The organism is Pseudomonas sp. GW822-FHT05A08, assembly GCF_058800485.1.
Window position 1 is genome coordinate 594777 of record NZ_CM179511.1, and the last position, 17901, is coordinate 612677.

The window sequence follows — 17901 nt, forward strand, 5'->3', positions numbered from 1 at the left end:
CCTCAAAGGGATGACGGCGCGATCCTGAGGCTGTGTTGAGGCGCTTACAATCGAAATCCGACGAATAGCACGAGTTGTACACAATCTCGTAACTTATTGTTTTTAGTAGGGAACTTATCCCGTTTTTGCGAGTCTGTAGCTACTTGGAAAAGGCCGCTTCTGGATGGAAGCGGCCTTTTTTGTGCCTGCGATTTCGCCGCCGCTGGAACCTCCTGACTGTAGCCGCTGCCGCAGGCTGCGATCGGCTCCGTAGGAGACGTTGCTCTTGAGGGCCCTGGAAGGCGCTGCGCGCCTTATCGCAGCCTGCGGCAGCAGCTACAGGGCCAGCGATTTCGTCGATCAGGCCGACCGGGCCATGATCAAGCCGCTGTCGCTGGCCGCTTCCAGGCGGATCGCGACAAACTTCGAGGTCGGGGTGTAGCTGCCGTCCCCGATGCTTTCCAGCGGCACCAGCGGGTTCACCTCGGGGTAATAGGCCGCGGCCTGCCCAGCCGGAATATCGAAGGCCAGCAGGGTGAAACCCTTGACCCGACGCTCGCGGCCGTCATCCCACAACGACACGATGTCGGCTTTCTGCCCCGGCTTGAAGCCCAGGCGGATGATGTCGGCTTCGTTGACGAACAGCACGTCGCGCTGGCCCTTCACGCCACGGTAGCGGTCGTCCAGGCCGTAGATGGTGGTGTTGTACTGATCGTGGGAACGCATCGACTGCATGATCAGGTCCGGCAACTGCCCGGTGGCGCGGGTGCGTTCGTGCACCAGATCCTTTGGCAGCAGGTTCGGGCGGAAATTGGCGCGGCCCGATGGAGTGTTCCAGCGCCGCGCGCCGGCCGAGTTGCCGAGGTAGAAGCCACCAGGGTTTTTCACCCGCTGGTTGAAGTCCTTGAAGCCGGGAATGGTGTCGGCGATCAGGTCGCGGATACGGCTGTAGTCGGCCACCAGCCAGTTCCAGTCCACCGGGCGGCTGCCCAGGGTAGCGGCGGCGATGCCGGCGAGGATCGACGGTTCTGAGCGCATCTGTGGCGACAGCGGCTGCAACTGGCCGTTGGAGGCGTGGACCATGCTGAAGGAGTCTTCCACGGTCACCGCTTGCGGGCCTTCGCTCTGCAGGTCGATGTCGGTACGGCCCAGGCACGGCAGGATCAGCGCTTCCTTGCCATGGGCCAGGTGGCTGCGATTGAGCTTGGTGCTGATCTGCACGGTCAGATCGCAGTTGCGCAGGGCCTGGAAGGTCCGCGGGCTGTCCGGGGTGGCTTGGGCGAAGTTGCCGCCCAGGCCGATGAAGACTGTCGAACGGCCTTCGAGCATGGCGTGGATCGCCTCGACCACGTTATGGCCGTTCTCGCGCGGCACCTTGAACTGGAAGCGCCGCTCCAGGGCGTCGAGGAAGGCCACCGGCGGCTGTTCGTTGATGCCCATGGTGCGGTCGCCCTGCACGTTGCTGTGGCCGCGCACCGGGCACAGGCCGGCGCCCGGACGGCCGATATTGCCGCGCAGCAGCATCAGGTTGGCGATTTCCTGGATGGTCGGCACCGAGTGGCGATGCTGGGTGATGCCCATGGCCCAGCACATGATCACGTTCTTGCCCTTGGCGTACATGCGTGCCGCGCGCTCGATCTCCATCAGGGTCAGGCCGGACTGCTCGACGATGTCGTCCCATGGGGTGTCGTCGATGACGCCCAGGTAATCCAGTACGGCGGCGGTGTGTTCGTTGAGGAAGTCGTGATCGAACACCGCCGGCGCGCCAGTCTTCTGGGCGTCGCGTTCCCATTGCAGGAGGAACTTGGCCATGCCGCGGACCACCGCCATGTCGCCGCCCAGGGCCGGGCGGAAGTAGGCGGTGTTGGTCGGCTTGTTGCCGTTGGTGAGCATTTCGATCGGGTGCTGCGGATGCTGGAAGCGTTCCAGGCCGCGTTCTTTCAGCGGGTTGATGCACACCACCTGGGCCCCGCGTTTCACTGCTTCGCGCAGCGGCTCGAGCATCCGTGGGTGGTTGGTGCCGGGGTTCTGGCCCCAGACGAAAATTGCATCGGCATGCTCGAAGTCGTCGAAGGTCACGGTGCCTTTGCCGACGCCGACGCTTTGCGCCAGGGCCACGCCGCTGGCTTCGTGGCACATGTTCGAGCAGTCGGGGAAGTTGTTGGTGCCATAGGCGCGCACGAACAGCTGGTACAGGTACGCCGCTTCGTTGCTGGCGCGGCCCGAAGTATAGAACTCGGCCATGTCCGGGTTGGGCAGTGCTCGCAGGTGCTTGCCGATCAGGGCGAAGGCCGCTTCCCAACTGATGGGCTTGTAGCGGTCGGTTTCGGCGTCGTAGCTCAGGGGCTCGGTCAGGCGGCCCTGGTATTCGAGCCAGTAGTCGCTCTGCTCCAGCAGCGAGCTGACGCTGTGCTTGGCGAAGAACTTGCCATCCACGCGGCGTTTGGTGGCCTCCCAGTTCACCGCCTTGGCGCCGTTCTCGCAGAACTTGACCATGCCGCTTTCCGGCGAGTCGCCCCAGGCGCAGCCCGGGCAGTCGAAACCGCCGTTCTGGTTGGTCTTGAGCATCATGCGCAGGTTTTTCAGGGCGTTGTCACTCGTCAGCCAGGCCTGGGCGACGCTGATGAGCGCGCCCCAGCCGCCGGCCGGGCCCTTGTAGGGCTTGTAGCGCGGGGTGGGTGTCTGGTCGGCTTGGTGATGAGTGGTCACGCTTGTTTCTCCATCGCAGGGCTATAGACCCGTGGCGCACTTTTTTGCGGCAGGTGAATGAGGTTGAGGTTGTGCCGGCGTGCCCATTGCAGGGCCAGGCCGGTGGGGGCCGACAGACTGACCAGGGTCTGGATGCCGGCACGCAGGACTTTCTGGATCAGTTCCAGGCTGCAACGGCTGGTGACGATGGCCACGCCGCCGGCAGTAGGTATGTTCTGGCGGATCAACGCGCCGATCAGCTTGTCCAGGGCGTTGTGCCGGCCGATATCTTCACGGCCCAGCAGCAACTCGCCCTGGGCGTTCATGAACACCGCCGCATGCACCGCGCCGGAGTGCTGGCCCAGGGGCTGGAAGGCGCTGATGCGCTGGCGCAGGCCATCGAGCCATTGGGCGGGCGGCAATGGCGCGCCGGGCAGCACCTTGAGGTCCGGCAGGGCCTGTTCCACGGCTTCCACGCCGCACAGGCCGCAACCGCTGGTGCCGGCCAGTTGCCGGCGTTGCTGCTTGAGGTTCCAGAAGGCGCGGCTGGATATCTGCACCTGGGCGTACTGGGCCGAACCGCTGCCGCTCAGTTGCAGGTCGTAGATGTCCGAGGCGTCGCCGATGATGCCGCTGCCGAGGCTGAAGCCGACGATGAAGTCTTCGAGGTCGCTGGGGGTGACCAGCATCACGGCCTGGCTGATGCCGTTATAGGCGATCGCCAGCGCGACTTCCTCGGCGAGCGCGGTGCTGGCCGATTCCGTGTGGTCGAGGTTGCTGTAGCGGTAGTTCTGGCTGGCGGCGGGCGCGGGTGTTTTCGCAGTGGGCGTCGCGCAAGCCGGGCGCTGGGGTTTCATGGGGCATCACCGGCGGAATATCCAGCCCTAAGACTAAGCGCGTCAAAGTGTCGCGTCTAATTGCTAGTACTGATGTGCCGATAGATGCCGTCGATCAAGACTCGCTCGGTGATTTCTGCTGCAGGGCGAAGCACGCCTCGGCCAGGGCCGAGCGCGGTGCGCTGCGGCGCATGATCAGGCCCAGGTGCGCCAGGGTGTTGGCGTCTGCTATGGGCTGCAGGCGCAGGTGCTCGGTGAGGGCTTCCAGGCCGCCGTCCAGCGGCATGATCGCGCAGCACAGGCCGCCATGTACGGCTTGCAGCAATTGATGCACGGCATCGGTCTGCAGCAGCGGTTGAGGGGTGAGGCCGCGACTGTGGAAGTTATGGTCGATGGACTGGCGAAAATGCATGCCGCTGGTCAGCATGCCCAGCGGCAGTTCGATCACCGCCTCCCAACTCAGGGGCTGTTCGCCGAAGCTGAAGAAGCGTTGGTCGTAGAGCAGGCCCATGCGGGTTTCGCCCAGGGCCAGGGATTCGAAGCGTTCGCTGTCCAGGCGCTCCAGATAGGAAACGCCGATATCCAGGCGATTGCTCGCCAGCTGTTCGAGGATCTGCTCGGAACTGAGCGCCGACAACTCGAAGCGCACATTCGGGTGCGCCTGGTGCAGGCGCTGCATCAGTGGCAGCGGGTCGAAACTCGACAGCGGTACCACCCCCAGGCGCAGGGTGCCGACCAGATTGCCGCGACAGGCGGCCGCCTCGGCCTGCAACCCGTCGTAGGCGGCCAGCACGCTGCGGGCCCAGGCCAGCACCCGTTCCCCCGGAGCGGTGAAGCCCTCGAAACGCTGGCCGCGGTTGACCAGCGGCAGCTCGAGTTCTTCCTCGAGGTTGCGCAGGCGCATGGACAGGGTCGGCTGGGTGATGTGGCAGCGCGCGGCGGCCTGGCCGAAGTGGCGGGTTTCGTCGAGAGCGATGAGGAATTTCAGCTGCTTGATGTCCATCTTCGCTTCCTGGGCGCTGGGGGGAGGCGATTCTAGCGTGCTTGCCGGGCAGAGAGTCATTGGTCGATTTTGAACCTCGTCTCTCAAGGCTGGTCTAGTCTTTCGCGTCTGGACCTATTAAACCCAAGGAGTGTGCACCATGAGTATTTTTAGCTTTGTGAAAGAAGCGGGCGAAAAGCTTATCGATTTGTTGACGCCGGGTAACGCCAATGCGAGCGAACAGCTGAAGGATCACATCGCCAAGGTCGGCCTGGGTAACCCCAACGTCCAGGCCACCGTGGAAGGCGACAAGGTCATCGTGACCGGCGAAGTGGCCAGTCAGGAAGAGAAGGAAAAGATTCTGCTGGCCGTGGGCAACATCGAAGGAGTCGGCAGCGTCGACGACCAGATCACCGTCACCGGTCCTGTGGCGGCTGCCGCGCGTTTCGTCACCGTGAAAAAAGGCGACACCCTCAGCGCCATTTCCAAGGCCGTGTACGGCGACGCCAACAAGTACAACAAGATCTTCGAGGCCAACAAGCCGCTGCTGTCGCACCCGGACAAGATCTATCCGGGCCAGGTACTGCGCATTCCCGAGTAATGCTCGGTCTGTAGCCGCTGCCGAAGGCTGCGATAAGGTCCGAAGGACCTTTGGCGATCAACATCGCTACGACCCTTTCACGGTCGATCGCAGCCTGGGGCAGCGGCTACAGGATTGCTCTACAACCCTTCGATCAATGCTCGATAATCCCCCACCGCGGCAAACTCCGCCGTGTCTTTCGGCCCCTTGCGGCTGTCCGGTTCACTCACCGCCAATAGATGGGCCACGCCGAAATTCCGCGCGCTGCGCAGGATCGGCAGGGTGTCGTCGATAAACAGGCTGCGTGCCGGATCGAAGCCGATATCCGCTTGCAACGCATCCCAGAACTGCGGGTTCTCCTTGGCGAAGCCGTAATCGTGGGAACTGATCAAACGTTCGAAATAGGGCGCCAGCTCGACTTTTTCCAACTTCAATGACAACGAATCACGGTGCGCATTGGTGATCAGCACCACGCGTTTGCCAGCCTGCTTGATCGCCGTGAGAAAGGTGTCGGCGTCCGGGCGCAGGGCGATCAGGTGGGCGGTCTCCAGCTTCAGTTCGCGCACCGGCAGTTTCAGTTCGGCGCTCCAGAAGTCCAGGCAATACCACTGCAACTGTCCGGCGTTACGCTCGAACAGCGGCTGCAATTCCATTTCCGCCATGGCGCGGCTGACGCCATGCAGCTCGGCATAGCGCTGGGGCAGGTGCTCCATCCAGAAGTGGTTGTCGTAGTGCAGGTCCAGCAAGGTACCGTCCATATCCAGCAGAACGGTATCGATGTCGCGCCAGGGCAGTGAAGGCATGGAAAACGTCTCGAACGGTAGAAAGATATCCGACACAAACAATCGGGAAAGCCGCGTTATAGTAGCGCGTTCACGCCAAGGAGCCTTTTATGCGCCAGAAACCCACCGTACTCGCCCGCGAGATCGTCGCCACCAGCCGTCTGTTTTGCGTCGAAGCGGTGCAGTTGCGCTTTTCCAACGGTGTGGAGCGCACCTACGAGCGCCTGGTGGGCAAGGGCGCGGGCTATGGCGCGGTGATGATTGTGGCGATGCTCGATGCCGATCACGCGGTGCTGGTCGAGGAATATTGCGGCGGCACCGACGCCTACGAGCTGTCGCTGCCCAAGGGCCTGATCGAGCCTGGCGAGGATGTGCTGGCCGCCGCCGAGCGTGAGCTCAAGGAGGAGGCCGGTTTTGGTGCGCGGCAACTGGAACACCTGACCGAGCTGTCGTTGTCCCCCGGCTACATGAGCCAGAAGATCCAGGTGGTGCTGGCCACCGACCTCTACGAGGAACGGCTGGAGGGCGACGAGCCCGAGCCGATGCGCGTGGACAAGATCAACCTGCGCGAGCTGTCGAGCCTGGCGCAGAACCCGCAATTCACCGAGGGCCGCGCCCTGGCCGCGCTGTACCTGGCCCGCGATCTGCTGGCCCAGCGCGGCGCCTTCCAAGCATGAGTGAACCATCGATGAATTTTCCCCATCCGTTGCTGGCGCCGGTGATCGACCTGGCCTTGCAGGCGGGCGAGGCGATCCTGCCGTTCTGGCGCGCCAACGTCGCCGTCACCAGCAAGGCCGACGAGTCGCCGGTGACCGCCGCCGACCTGGCGGCCCACCACCTGATCGTGCAAGGCCTGACCGCGCTGGACCCGAGCATCCCGGTGCTCTCCGAAGAAGATGCCGACATTCCCCAGGACGTGCGTGCCGGCTGGCAGCGCTGGTGGCTGGTGGACCCGCTGGACGGCACCAAGGAGTTCATCTCCGGCAGCGAAGAGTTCACCGTCAATATCGCCCTGATCGAAGACGGGCGGGTGGTGTTCGGCGTGGTATCGATGCCGACCAGCGGTCGCTGCTATTTCGGCGGCGCCGGCCTTGGGGCCTGGCGCGCGGACAAGGGCCAGGCGCCGGTGGCGATCCAGGTGCGTGATAGCCTGACGGCGGGCGAAGCCTTCACCGTGGTCGCCAGCCGTCGGCATACCAGCCCCGAGCAGGAGCGTCTGCTGGCCGGGTTGAGCGCGACCCTGGGCGAGTTGCAACTGGCGAACATCGGCAGCTCGTTGAAGTTCTGCCTGCTGGCCGAAGGCGCGGCGGATTGTTATCCGCGACTGGCGCCGACCTCGCAGTGGGACACCGCGGCGGCCCAAGGCGTGCTGGAGGGCGCCGGAGGCGAGGTGCTGGATCTGAGTGGCGCGCCGTTCTTCTACCCGGCGCGGGAGTCGCTGCTCAATGGCTTCTTCCTGGCGCTGCCGGCCAAGGCCGCATGGCGTGGGCGCTTGCTGGAGCTGGCGCGCGGCTGATCCTTGTAGCCGCTGGCTTAGCCAATGATCGGGCTGGGCGGTACTCCGTCGAAGCGGCCGTGGATCGACTGGCGATATTCCGTCTGACACACCGCGCTGGCCGTTTACGACTGCTGCGCAGCCGATCGCAGGCTGCGCCAGCGGCTACAGGTTCATCGCTGCAACACGTACTGCCCGGTGAAGCGCACCGCATCTTCATCGCTGCCGGCATTCACCACCCGGGTGTGCAAGATCAGCCGCGCGCGGCCGTAGCGCTCATACATGGTCACGAACCTGTGCCACACCTCTTCGCTCGGCGCGGCGCAGATGGCCGTGGCGTCGCTGGTCACCGGTAGCGGGTAATTGATCTGCCCTTCCTGAATCACGATGTGCCCGTCGTCGATCCCCGCTTCTTTCAGCCGCAGGTGCAGCCAGCCCCAGCCGGCCAGCACCGCGCCGCAATACAGGCTGCCGCCGAACATGGTGCTCTTGTGATTGACGTTGGCTTCCAGCGGCAGTTGCAGGCGCAGCTCATGCGCGTGCCAGTCGAGCACTTTCAGGCCCATGTCCCGCGTCAGAGGAATGTCGTGATGGAGGATGGATTCCAGGTGACGACTGTCGCGGTTCATGCAGGGCCTCGGTGGTGAAATGGTGCATTAACAAGATTAGTCGGCATCGCTCACTCGATATCGTCGCCGCCCGAACTGGCGCCGCTGTCGCCGAAGCTCAGGCCGTGTTTGCGCAGTTTGTCATGCAGGGTCTTGCGCGGAATACCCAGGGCTTCGGCGAGGCTGCGCAGGGAGTTGTGGGAGCGGGCCAGCTCGGCGGCGATCAGGCTCTTTTCGAAGTTCTCCACCTGTTCGCTCAGGCCGCCCTCGACCACCGTCGGCGCCGGCTGCGAGGAGCCGCCATCCGCCGCGCTGTTGTCCAGGGCCAGTTCCAGGCCGAGGGCGAAGCGTTCGGCGGCGTTCTGCAGTTCGCGCACATTGCCCGGCCAACTGTGGCGCAGCAGCAGGGCGCGCTGCCCAGGTTGCAGTTCGTGGGGCGGCAGGCCGTGGCGGGCGCTGGCCTCGTCGGCGAAATGCTGGAACAGCAGCAGGGCGTCTTCGCCACGCTCGCGCAACGGTGGAATACGCAGCGGCGCGACATTCAGGCGGTAATACAGGTCGGCGCGGAAACGCCCCTGGTCGGCCGCCTGGCGCAGGTCTTCCTTGGTCGCGGCGATGATGCGGATGTCCAGCGGGATCAGTTGATTGCCGCCCAGGCGTTCCACCACACGTTCCTGCAGCATGCGCAGCAGCTTGACCTGCACGTCCAGGCTCATGCTTTCGATTTCATCGAGGAACAGCGTGCCGCCGTTGGCGAATTCGAACTTGCCGATGCGGCGTTTCTGCGCGCCGGTAAAGGCCCCCGGCTCGTGGCCGAACAGTTCGCTTTCCACCACCGATTCGGCCAGGGCGCCGGCGTTGATCGCCACGAACGGGCCGTTGCGCCGGCTCGACAGGTCGTGCAGCGCCCGCGCCACCACTTCCTTGCCGGCGCCGGTCTCGCCGAGGATCAGCACGTCGGCCTTGGTCGCCGCCAGGGCGCCGATCTGTTCACGCAGACGCAGGATCGGCGCCGACAGCCCGACCAGCCGCGCGCTGAGCTCCTGGCGATCGCTCAGGGCCAGGCGCAGGCTGCGGTTGTCCAGCACCAGGCGGCGCAGGGCCAGGGCGCGGCGCACGCTGTCGAGCAGGGCATCGCTGGCGAAGGGTTTCTCCAGGAAGTCATAGGCCCCGGCGCGCATTGCCTGCACCGCCAGCGGCACATCGCCGTGGCCGGTGATCAGCAGCACCGGCAGCTCAGGGTCCTGGCCGTGCAGTTCGCCGAGCAGTTCGAGGCCGTCCATGCCCGGCATGCGGATGTCGCTGACCACCACCCCCGGCCAGTCGCGCTCCAGCCGCGCGGCCAGGCCCTGGGCTTCGCCCAGCGGCAGGATCTTCAGCCCGGCCAGGTCCAGGGTCTGGCTCAGGGCCTGGCGCAGGTGCGGATCGTCGTCGATCAACACCACCTGCACGTCACTGGTGATCGGTGTACTCATACGCTGCGGTCCTCGGACGGTTGCAGGCTCACTCCCGGCGCGCCGGCGCGCAGTCGCAAGGTAATCAGGGCGCCGCCTTCGCGGTGGTTGGAGAACGACAGTTCACCGCCAAAGGCACGCATCAGGGTGTCGCAGATCGCCAGGCCCAGGCCAAGGCCCTGGGTGCGGGTCTTGGTGGTGTAGAAAGGCTCGCCGGCGCGGCCCAGGGCCTCCATGCAGAAGCCCGGGCCGTTGTCGCGAATGTACAGATTGACGCCCGTGGCGGTGGATTCGGCACTCAGCCAGAGTTTGCGCGGCGGGCCTTTTTCGGTCAGCGCGTCCAGGGCGTTGGCCAGCAGGTTGCCGAGCACCTGGCGCAGCCGCGTTTCCCCGGCCTCGACCCACAGGGTGGCCGCCGGCAGGTCGCGGATCAGCTCCACTTCCATCGCCCGTCGACGCTTGGCCAGCAGCGCCAGGGCGTCGTCCAGCGCCGGTTGCAGGGCGACGCTTTCCGGCGCGTGGCGGTCGCGGCGGGCAAAGGCGCGCAGGTGGGCGATGATCGAGGCCATACGCCCGGTCAGTTCGCTGATCAGCTTGAGGTTGCCGCGGGCGTCCTCGGTGCGCTGGTGGTCCAGCAGCACCTCGGCGTTTTCCGCGTAGCTGCGGATCGCCGCCAGCGGCTGGTTGAGCTCATGGCTGATGCTCGCCGACATGGTGCCCAGGGCCGAGAGCTTGCCGGCCTGCACCAGGTCGTCCTGGGCGCGCACCAGTTCCTGCTGGGCGTGTTCGCGCTCCAGCACTTCCTGCTTGAGGCGACGGTTCAGGCCTTCCAGGTCGCTGGTGCGTTCGGCCACGCGCATTTCCAGCTCGCGCCGGGCCTTGGCTTCGAAGGCGATGCGTTCCAGGTAGTGGCGACGGCGCTGCATCATCAAGCCGAGCAGCAGCATCAAGACCAGCAGCGTGGCGCCGCCCACCGCCACCACGGTGCGCACCGGGCGATCGATCAGGGTACGCGGAGCGAGGATGCTCACACTCCAGCCGGTTTCGTCGATCTGCCGGGTCTGGGTCAGCCAGGCATTGGAGTCGAGGTTCAACGGCCGTGGATCGCGGGTCGGGTAGGGCTGGATGGCGACGATGGCCTGGCTTTCGTCTTCAGTCAGCGGGCGGGTCGAGCGGAAACGCCATTCCGCGCGCGAAGTGAGGATCACCACGCCATTGTGATCGGTGACCACCAGTTGCTCGGGGGTTTTGCCCCAGAGGCTTTCGGTGTGGTCCAGGTCGACCTTGACCACCAGCACGCCGATGATTTTCTCGCCGTTGCGCACGGCGGCGGCGAAGAAATAACCGCGCTTGGCCGAGGTGGTGCCCAGGCCGAAGAAACGCCCCAGGCGTCCGGCCATGGCTTCGCTGAAATAGGGGCGGAAGGAGAAATTGCGGCCAACGAAACTGTCGTGCTTGTCCCAGTTGGACGCCGCCAGGGTGTTGCCGGAGGTGTCCATCAGGTACATCACTTCGGCCCCGGTCTGGGCGCTGATGTTTTTCAGCAGGCGGTTGGCGTTGCCCTGGGTCACACCATCGTCCGGCGCACCGAGGACCGCACGCAACGCCGGCAGCTCGCCGAGAATCTGCGGCAGCACCTCATAGCGGTGCAGGGTGCCCAGCAGGTTGGCGACGTAGAGGTCGAGGGTCTGGCGGTTCTGGCCCGCCAGTTCGCTGCGGTAATAACGCTCGGCCAGGTGCTCCAGCGGCCACAGCAGCGGCGCCAGGCACAGGGCCAGCAAAGCCAGGCTACGCCAGCGGGGGCGTCGAGGGAGAGGTGGGGTCATGAGGGACATGCGCCTGTGGGTACAGGCGCATTATGCCTACCCCTGCTCGGCAAGACACTCGTGCAATGCGCTGCGCCACTCAGGCTGGCGCACGTCCCACTCGCGCTCCAGGCGGCGGCAATCGAGGCGTGAGTTCAGCGGCCGCGGCGCGGGTGTCGGATAGGCGCTGGAGGGGATCGCCTCCAGGGTCGCGCAGGTTTTGCCTTGGGCCAGCAGGTGCTCGCCAATGGCCTGGGCGAAGCCGAACCAGGAGGTCTCGCCAGCCGCGGTCAGGTGGTAGGTCCCCCAGGCTCCTGGCTGGCCGGCCTGCCAGCGCTCGATCAGGGCGGCGGTGCTGGCGGCGATGGTACCGGCCCAGGTAGGCGCGCCGATCTGGTCGGCGACCACGCGCAAGTGCGGTTTTTCCTGCAGCAGGCGTTGCATGGTCAGCAGGAAGTTCTTGCCGGTGTTCGAATACACCCAGCTGGTGCGCAGGATCAGGTGTTCGCCACCTGCCGCGGCGATGGCCCGTTCGCCGGCGAGTTTGCTCTGGCCGTAGACGCTCAGCGGGTGGGGTTCATCGTCTTCGGTGTAGGGGGCCTGCTTGCTGCCGTCGAAGACATAATCGGTGGAGTAGTGAATCAGCGGGATGCCCAGTTCCCGCGCTTCCTCGGCGAACACCCCGGGGGCGCTGGCATTGATCGCAAAGGCCAGCTCCGGCTCACTCTGGGCCTGATCAACGGCGGTGTGGGCGGCCGCGTTGATGATCAGCTGCGGGCGCAGGCTGCGCATTTGCTGGCGAATGGCGTCCGGGCGTGTCAGGTCGAGCAGGCCGCGCCCGGGCACGATCAATTCATGCTGGTTTCCCAGGCGCTGTTGCAGGGCCTGGGAGACCTGGCCGTGCTGGCCGCTGATGAGGATCTTCAACCGGCCGCTCATGGGAACAGCTCGGCTTCGCTGAGCAATTTGCCGGCCTGATCCTTGGCCGAGAGTTGCGCCGGGCCTGTGAGTTGCCAGTCGATGGCCAGGGTCGGATCGTCCCAGCGAATGCAGCGTTCGGACGCCGGGGTGTAGTAGTCGGTGGTCTTGTAGAGGAACTCGGCGTACTCGCTCAGCACCACGAAACCATGGGCGAAGCCTTCCGGTACCCACAGCTGGCGATGGTTGTCCGCGGACAGCCGCACCCCGACCCACTTACCGAAGTGCGGCGAGCTGCGACGGATGTCCACCGTCACGTCGAGTACTTCGCCGGCGACCACCCGCACCAGTTTTCCCTGGGTGTTTTCGATCTGGTAGTGCAGGCCACGCAGCACGCCCTTTTGCGAGCGCGAATGGTTGTCCTGGACGAACTGGGTGCGCACGCCGGTTGCTTCTTCGAACGCCTTGGCATTGAAGCTCTCGTAGAAAAAACCGCGCTCGTCGCCAAACACCTTGGGCTCGATGATCAGCACGCCGGGCAGTTCGGTGGCCAGGACCTTCATTGGGTTTCCCCCGCCAGGCTATAGAGGTATTGGCCGTAACCGGTCTTGCCGAAGTACTTGGCGTGTTCGAGCAGATGCTCGCGGTCGATCCAGCCCTGGTTGTAGGCGATTTCCTCGAGGCAGGCGACTTTCAGGCCCTGGCGGTGCTCGATGGTCTGCACGTACTGCGAGGCTTCCAGCAGGCTGTCGTGGGTGCCGGTGTCGAGCCAGGCGAAGCCACGGCCGAAACGTTCGACGCTGAGGTCGCCGCGTTGCAGGTAGGCATTGTTGACGTCGGTGATTTCCAGTTCACCGCGCGCCGAAGGCTTGACCGCCTTGGCGATCTCGACCACCGCGTTGTCGTAGAAATACAGCCCGGTCACGGCGTAGCTGGACTTGGGGTGCAGAGGCTTTTCCTCGATCGAAAGAGCGTTGCCCTGTGCGTCGAAGTCGATTACGCCAAAGCGCTGCGGGTCCTTGACCCAGTAGCCGAAGACCGTCGCACCGGAGGGTTTCGCCGCGGCGTTCTGCAGCTTCTCGGTGAAGTGTTGGCCGTGGAAGATGTTGTCGCCGAGGATCAGGCACACAGGGTCGTCGCCAATGAATTGCTCGCCGATCAGGAACGCCTGCGCCAGGCCGTCCGGCGACGGTTGTTCGGCGTAGCTGAAGCGCACCCCGAACTGGCTGCCGTCGCCCAGCAGGTTGCGGTACTGCGGCAGGTCCTGGGGGGTGGAAATCAGCAGGATGTCCTTGATGCCGGCCAGCATCAGCACCGAGATCGGGTAATAGATCATCGGTTTGTCGTAGACCGGCAGCAGTTGCTTGGACACCCCCAGGGTGATCGGGTGCAGGCGGGTGCCCGAGCCACCCGCCAGAACGATACCTTTCATCATGCGATCAGATCCTTGAAGTCAGTGAAACCGAGCCGTTGCCCTTGATAGCTGCCGTCCTGCACGTGCTGGCACCATTCCTGGTTGTCCAGGTACCACTGCACGGTCTTGCGCAGGCCGCTGGCGAAGGTTTCTTGAGGTACCCAGCCCAGTTCGCGCTCGATCTTGCCGGCGTCGATGGCGTAGCGCAGGTCGTGGCCGGGGCGGTCCTGGACGAAGGTGATCAGGTCGGCGTAGTGCTGCACGCCTTCGGGCTTGCCTGGCGCCAGTTCTTCCAGCAGTTGGCAGATGCCGCGTACCACGTCGATGTTTGTCTGTTCGTTGTGGCCGCCGATGTTGTAGGTCTCGCCGACCACGCCTTCGGTCACCACCTTGAGCAGGGCGCGGGCGTGGTCTTCGACGAACAGCCAGTCGCGCACTTGCAGGCCGTTGCCGTACACCGGCAGCGGTTTTCCGGCCAGGGCGTTGAGGATCACCAGCGGGATGAGTTTTTCCGGGAAGTGGAACGGCCCGTAGTTGTTCGAGCAGTTGGTGACCAGTACCGGCAGGCCGTAGGTGCGTTGCCAGGCGCGGACCAGGTGGTCGGACGCGGCCTTGCTGGCGGAGTAGGGCGAGCTGGGGGCGTAGGGCGTGGTTTCGGTGAACAGGTCGTCGACGCCGTGCAGGTCGCCGTACACCTCGTCGGTGGAAATGTGGTGGAAACGCAAGGCGCTTTTTTCCGTCGGCGGCAGGGCCTGCCAGTAGGCGCGGGTGGCTTCCAGCAGGCTGTAGGTGCCGACGATGTTGGTCTGGATGAAGTCCGACGGACCGTCGATGGAGCGGTCGACGTGGGACTCGGCGGCCAGGTGCATGATCGCCTGGGGCTGGAAACGCGCGAGCAGGGCGCTGACGCTGGCCTGGTCGACGATATCGGCCTGGACGAACTCGTAGCGGGTGTCGGCGGCGATACTCGAAAGCGACTCCAGGTTGCCTGCGTAGGTCAGCTTGTCGAGGTTGAGCACCTCGTGTTCGGTGTTGCGGATCAGGTGGCGAATCAGCGCCGATCCAATAAAACCGGCACCGCCGGTAACGAGAATGCGCATATGGGTAGGCCTTCTTCCCTAAGACATGGAGTCGCGAATGGAGCATAGCTTGTCGGCAGCCAGCGGCCGCTGCAAGGGCCGCCGATGTCTGGCCCGGGTATTGGCATCCTGTTTGCCTTCCCGGCGGCGGTGCAGCCCTTGTCGGCTGCTCGGGCCAGGGGGTTGCGTAACGCCTGGCGCAGTGGCGATATACGCATCTGACAATAATTCCAGGGGTCGTTCCATGTTGCTCGCCACGTTGATTCACCGCGCCAGTCTGCCCGGTCCGCAAGTCACCCCGCAGCAGGCGCTGGACCTGCTCGAAGTGCACTACGGCCTTGGCGGCACGCTGCAATCGTTGGGCAGCCAGCAGGATCTCAACTACCGGCTCGACAGTCCCCGGGGGCGTTTTGTCCTGAAGATCTGCCGTGGCGACTACGCCGCCCTGGAACTGCAGGCGCAACATGCGGCGCTCAAGCACCTGGGCAGCCACCCCGAGCTGCACGTACCCCGGGTAATCCCGGCGAAGAACGGCACCGACCTGCTGTCCCTGGAAGTCGACGGCCAGGCGCTGCATGTGCGCCTGCTCGACTACATCGAAGGCCAGCCGCTGACCCACCTCAAGCACCTGGGCCCCGAGCTGGCGGCCGGCTTCGGCCGGTTGTGCGGGCAGATGGACCTGGCCCTGGCGGACTTCCAGCACCCGGGCCTGGAACGCACCCTGCAATGGGACGCGCGCCACGCCCATAGCCTGATCAATCACCTGTTGCCGGTGATCGCCGACGAACAGCAACGCCGCCTGATCGCCGAAGTGGCCGAGCAAGCCGAGCGCCGTGTGCAGCGCCTGGCCGAGCAGTTGCCGGTGCAGGCGATCCACCTGGACATCACCGACGACAACGTGGTCTGGCAACGTGACGCCCAGCGCCACTGGCAGGTACAGGGGGTGATCGATTTCGGCGACCTGATTCGCACCTGGCGCATCACTGACCTGTCGGTGACCTGCGCGGCGCTGCTGCACCATGCCGAGGGCGATCCGTTCTGCATCCTGCCGGCGGTCCGCGCCTATCACGCGGTCAATCCACTGCAGCAGGCCGAGTTGCTGGCGCTGTGGCCGCTGATCGTGGCCCGTGCCGCGGTGCTGGTGCTCAGTGGCGAACAGCAGGTGAGCATCGACCCGGGCAACCAGTACAGCCGCGACAACCTGAGCCACGAATGGGAGATCTTCCGCGTCGCCACCTCGGTGCCGTTCGAATTGATGGAAGCGGCGATCCTCGGAGCGGTAGGGCAGACGCTGCCGGCCATCGCCGGCGAAGGTTTCGCCCCCTTGCTGCCGGGCCTGGTGGGGCGCGAGTTCGCCCTGATCGACCTGGGCGTGCTCAGCCCGCATTTCGAGGCCGGCAACTGGGAGCAGCCCGAGATCGATACCCGGCTGTTGCAACAGGCCGCGGCGGCCCATGGATTGGCGGCCAGTCGCTACGGGCAGTACCGCCTGTCCCGGACCTGCCCGGACAGTGCCGTCGAGCCGGACACCTTCCCATTGCACGTGCAGTTGCAGGTACCGTCGGGCACGGCGGTCGAAGCGCCTTTTGCCGGGGTGCTGCACCGCGCCACCGACGGTGTGTTGCGCCTCGATGGCCCGCAATTGAGTGTGCGGCTGTGGGGCGTCACGCCCTCGGTGCATGCCGGCGCGGCGCTGGTCAAAGGCCAGGTGCTGGGGGCGGTGGATGGCGGGCTCAAGGTCCAGCTGTGCCGTGGCGCGCAGCTCGATCCACCACTGTTCTGCACGCCCTCGCGGGCCGCGGCATGGCAGGCGCTGTGCCCGTCGCCGGCGGCGCTGCTGGGCCTGGCCTGCGACGCCGAGCCGGAGCTCGACTCGCACGCTTTGCTGGCGCGCCGCGATGCCAGTTTCGCCCGTTCGCAGAAGCACTATTACGTCGACCCGCCACGCATCGAGCGCGGCTGGCGCAACCACCTGATCGACATGCAGGGCCGTTCCTACCTGGACATGCTCAACAACGTCGCGGTGCTCGGCCATGGCCATCCACGGATGGCCGCCGAGGCCGCGCGCCAATGGTCGCTGCTCAACACCAACTCGCGTTTCCACTACGCGGCGATTGCCGAGTTCTCCGAGCGCTTGCTGGAGCTGGCGCCGGACTCCATGGACCGGGTGTTCCTGGTCAACAGCGGCAGCGAGGCCAACGACCTGGCGATCCGCCTGGCCTGGGCCTACAGCGGCGGGCGCGACCTGCTCAGCGTGCTGGAGGCCTATCACGGCTGGACGGTGGGCGCGGATGCGGTGTCCACCTCGATCGCCGACAACCCCCAGGCCCTGAGCAGCCGCCCGGACTGGGTGCATCCGGTGACCGCGCCCAATACCTATCGCGGCGAGTTCCGCGGCCAGGACAGCACCGCGGACTACGTGCGCAGCGTCGAACACAACCTGGCCAAACTGGCGGAGCAGAATCGCCAATTGGCCGGTTTCATCTGCGAGCCGGTGTATGGCAACGCCGGCGGCATCGCCCTGCCGCCGGGTTACCTGAAGCAGGTCTATGCGCTGGTCCGCGCCCAGGGCGGGGTGTGCATCGCCGACGAGGTGCAGGTCGGTTACGGGCGCATGGGCACGTTCTTCTGGGGCTTCGAAGAGCAGGGCGTGGTGCCGGACATCATCACCATGGCCAAAGGCATGGGCAACGGCCAGCCGCTGGGGGCGGTGATCACCCGCCGGGAGATCGCCGAAGCGCTGGAGGCCGAGGGTTATTTCTTCTCCTCGGCCGGCGGCAGCCCGGTGAGTTGCCGGATCGGCATGGCGGTGCTGGACGTGATGCAGGAAGAAAAACTCTGGGAAAACGCCCAGGTGGTCGGCAGCCACTTCAAGCAGCGCCTCGAAGCCCTGATCGAGCGTTATCCGCTGGTGGGCGCGGTGCATGGCTCGGGGTTCTACCTAGGCCTTGAGCTGATCCGCGATCGCCAGACCCTGGAGCCGGCCACGCAGGAGACCGCCCTGCTGTGCGATCGCCTGCGCGAGCTGGGGATCTTCATGCAGCCCACCGGCGATGACCTGAACATCCTCAAGATCAAGCCACCGATGGTCACCACGCGCCAGAGCGTCGACTTCTTTGTCGACATGTTGGCCAAGGTGCTGGAGGAGGGGCTCTAGGCCCCACTCGAATGCCCAGCATTCGGATCGCGAGCAAGCCCGCTCCTACCTAGAAAGGTGTGCCCTGCAGGAGCGAGCTTGCTCGCGATAGCGTCGGTACTGATACCCCTAAACCCCTATAAAT

At 65.3% G+C, this 17901-nt stretch carries 15 protein-coding genes; 4 read left to right on the plus strand and 11 right to left on the minus strand.

Translation table 11 applies throughout. The features are described from left to right. Positions 1-339 precede the first annotated feature (339 nt). The 3 genes from AC3RCP_RS02690 to AC3RCP_RS02700 all read right to left on the minus strand — a co-directional run bounded on the left by AC3RCP_RS02690 (position 340) and on the right by AC3RCP_RS02700 (position 4506). On the minus strand, positions 340-2688 hold the full coding sequence (locus tag AC3RCP_RS02690) for an FdhF/YdeP family oxidoreductase (RefSeq protein ID WP_492571696.1): 2349 nt from the start codon (positions 2686-2688) through the stop codon (positions 340-342). Next, on the minus strand, positions 2685-3524 hold the full coding sequence (gene fdhD / locus AC3RCP_RS02695; protein ID WP_009046475.1) for a formate dehydrogenase accessory sulfurtransferase FdhD: 840 nt from the start codon (positions 3522-3524) through the stop codon (positions 2685-2687). Before fdhD ends, AC3RCP_RS02690 begins: the two co-directional genes overlap by 4 nt. A 94-nt stretch (positions 3525-3618) precedes the next feature. Then, positions 3619-4506, minus strand: a complete 888-nt coding sequence (locus AC3RCP_RS02700; RefSeq protein ID WP_007931721.1) for a LysR family transcriptional regulator — start codon at positions 4504-4506, stop codon at positions 3619-3621. A gap of 139 nt (positions 4507-4645) precedes the next feature. Here AC3RCP_RS02700 and lysM point away from each other — a divergent pair, with 139 nt between their 5' ends. Beyond that, positions 4646-5086, plus strand: a complete 441-nt coding sequence (gene lysM, locus AC3RCP_RS02705; RefSeq protein ID WP_007931719.1) for a peptidoglycan-binding protein LysM — start codon at positions 4646-4648, stop codon at positions 5084-5086. A gap of 119 nt (positions 5087-5205) precedes the next feature. Here the strand turns inward: lysM and yrfG are convergent, their stop codons facing one another. Further along, positions 5206-5868 (minus strand): GMP/IMP nucleotidase, encoded by a 663-nt coding sequence (gene yrfG, locus AC3RCP_RS02710; RefSeq protein ID WP_101336519.1) that lies wholly within the window; start codon positions 5866-5868, stop codon positions 5206-5208. An 89-nt stretch (positions 5869-5957) separates the two neighbouring features. Between yrfG and nudE the strand changes: the two genes are divergently transcribed. Then, positions 5958-6524: an ADP compounds hydrolase NudE gene (nudE, locus tag AC3RCP_RS02715; protein WP_492571695.1), complete on the plus strand. Its 567-nt coding sequence runs from the start codon at positions 5958-5960 to the stop codon at positions 6522-6524. Positions 6525-6535: 11 nt separating this feature from the next. Beyond that, positions 6536-7363: a 3'(2'),5'-bisphosphate nucleotidase CysQ gene (gene cysQ / locus AC3RCP_RS02720; RefSeq protein WP_492571779.1), complete on the plus strand. Its 828-nt coding sequence runs from the start codon at positions 6536-6538 to the stop codon at positions 7361-7363. 152 nt (positions 7364-7515) lie between these two features. On the opposite strand, the gene AC3RCP_RS02725 is transcribed toward cysQ, so the two are convergent. From AC3RCP_RS02725 to rfbB, 7 genes are read right to left on the minus strand one after another with little or no spacing between them, the layout of a single operon-like run. Continuing rightward, entirely contained in the window at positions 7516-7971 is a 456-nt protein-coding gene (locus AC3RCP_RS02725; RefSeq protein ID WP_492571694.1) for a YiiD C-terminal domain-containing protein, read from the minus strand. Positions 7972-8021: 50 nt separating this feature from the next. Then, complete coding sequence (locus AC3RCP_RS02730) at positions 8022-9425, minus strand: sigma-54-dependent transcriptional regulator (protein WP_087089617.1); 1404 nt, start codon at positions 9423-9425, stop codon at positions 8022-8024. Continuing rightward, positions 9422-11230 carry a sensor histidine kinase gene (locus AC3RCP_RS02735; protein WP_007931700.1) on the minus strand — a complete coding sequence of 603 codons (1809 nt, stop codon included), beginning with the start codon at positions 11228-11230 and terminating at the stop codon, positions 9422-9424. Before AC3RCP_RS02735 ends, AC3RCP_RS02730 begins: the two co-directional genes overlap by 4 nt. A gap of 36 nt (positions 11231-11266) precedes the next feature. Continuing rightward, the gene (rfbD, locus tag AC3RCP_RS02740) at positions 11267-12148 is read right to left on the minus strand and encodes a dTDP-4-dehydrorhamnose reductase (RefSeq protein ID WP_492571693.1); all 882 of its coding nucleotides are present in this window, start codon (positions 12146-12148) and stop codon (positions 11267-11269) included. Next, positions 12145-12690, minus strand: a complete 546-nt coding sequence (gene rfbC, locus AC3RCP_RS02745; RefSeq protein WP_009041723.1) for a dTDP-4-dehydrorhamnose 3,5-epimerase — start codon at positions 12688-12690, stop codon at positions 12145-12147. Before rfbC ends, rfbD begins: the two co-directional genes overlap by 4 nt. Next, positions 12687-13562 carry a glucose-1-phosphate thymidylyltransferase RfbA gene (gene rfbA, locus AC3RCP_RS02750; protein ID WP_101336524.1) on the minus strand — a complete coding sequence of 292 codons (876 nt, stop codon included), beginning with the start codon at positions 13560-13562 and terminating at the stop codon, positions 12687-12689. The genes rfbC and rfbA overlap by 4 nt, the downstream gene beginning before the upstream one ends. Next, positions 13559-14641: a dTDP-glucose 4,6-dehydratase gene (gene rfbB / locus AC3RCP_RS02755; protein ID WP_492571692.1), complete on the minus strand. Its 1083-nt coding sequence runs from the start codon at positions 14639-14641 to the stop codon at positions 13559-13561. The genes rfbA and rfbB overlap by 4 nt, the downstream gene beginning before the upstream one ends. Before the next feature lie 223 nt (positions 14642-14864). Between rfbB and AC3RCP_RS02760 the strand changes: the two genes are divergently transcribed. Then, a complete protein-coding gene (locus AC3RCP_RS02760) occupies positions 14865-17777 on the plus strand; it encodes an aminotransferase (protein WP_492571691.1) in 2913 nt (970 codons plus the stop codon). The last annotated feature ends 124 nt before the right edge of the window (positions 17778-17901 follow it).

Bases quoted from the DNA above. Each gene is read 5' to 3' on its own strand.
- AC3RCP_RS02760 (WP_492571691.1), top strand. From the start codon at position 14,865: ATGTTGCTCGCCACGTTGATTCACCGCGCCAGTCTGCCCGGTCCGCAA.
- rfbD (WP_492571693.1), bottom strand. From the start codon at position 12,148: ATGAGCGGCCGGTTGAAGATCCTCATCAGCGGCCAGCACGGCCAGGTC.
- cysQ (WP_492571779.1), top strand. From the start codon at position 6,536: ATGAATTTTCCCCATCCGTTGCTGGCGCCGGTGATCGACCTGGCCTTG.
- rfbA (WP_101336524.1), bottom strand. From the start codon at position 13,562: ATGATGAAAGGTATCGTTCTGGCGGGTGGCTCGGGCACCCGCCTGCAC.
- AC3RCP_RS02725 (WP_492571694.1), bottom strand. From the start codon at position 7,971: ATGAACCGCGACAGTCGTCACCTGGAATCCATCCTCCATCACGACATT.
- nudE (WP_492571695.1), top strand. From the start codon at position 5,958: ATGCGCCAGAAACCCACCGTACTCGCCCGCGAGATCGTCGCCACCAGC.
- rfbC (WP_009041723.1), bottom strand. From the start codon at position 12,690: ATGAAGGTCCTGGCCACCGAACTGCCCGGCGTGCTGATCATCGAGCCC.
- AC3RCP_RS02730 (WP_087089617.1), bottom strand. From the start codon at position 9,425: ATGAGTACACCGATCACCAGTGACGTGCAGGTGGTGTTGATCGACGAC.
- rfbB (WP_492571692.1), bottom strand. From the start codon at position 14,641: ATGCGCATTCTCGTTACCGGCGGTGCCGGTTTTATTGGATCGGCGCTG.
- lysM (WP_007931719.1), top strand. From the start codon at position 4,646: ATGAGTATTTTTAGCTTTGTGAAAGAAGCGGGCGAAAAGCTTATCGAT.
- yrfG (WP_101336519.1), bottom strand. From the start codon at position 5,868: ATGCCTTCACTGCCCTGGCGCGACATCGATACCGTTCTGCTGGATATG.
- AC3RCP_RS02700 (WP_007931721.1), bottom strand. From the start codon at position 4,506: ATGGACATCAAGCAGCTGAAATTCCTCATCGCTCTCGACGAAACCCGC.
- fdhD (WP_009046475.1), bottom strand. From the start codon at position 3,524: ATGAAACCCCAGCGCCCGGCTTGCGCGACGCCCACTGCGAAAACACCC.
- AC3RCP_RS02735 (WP_007931700.1), bottom strand. From the start codon at position 11,230: ATGACCCCACCTCTCCCTCGACGCCCCCGCTGGCGTAGCCTGGCTTTG.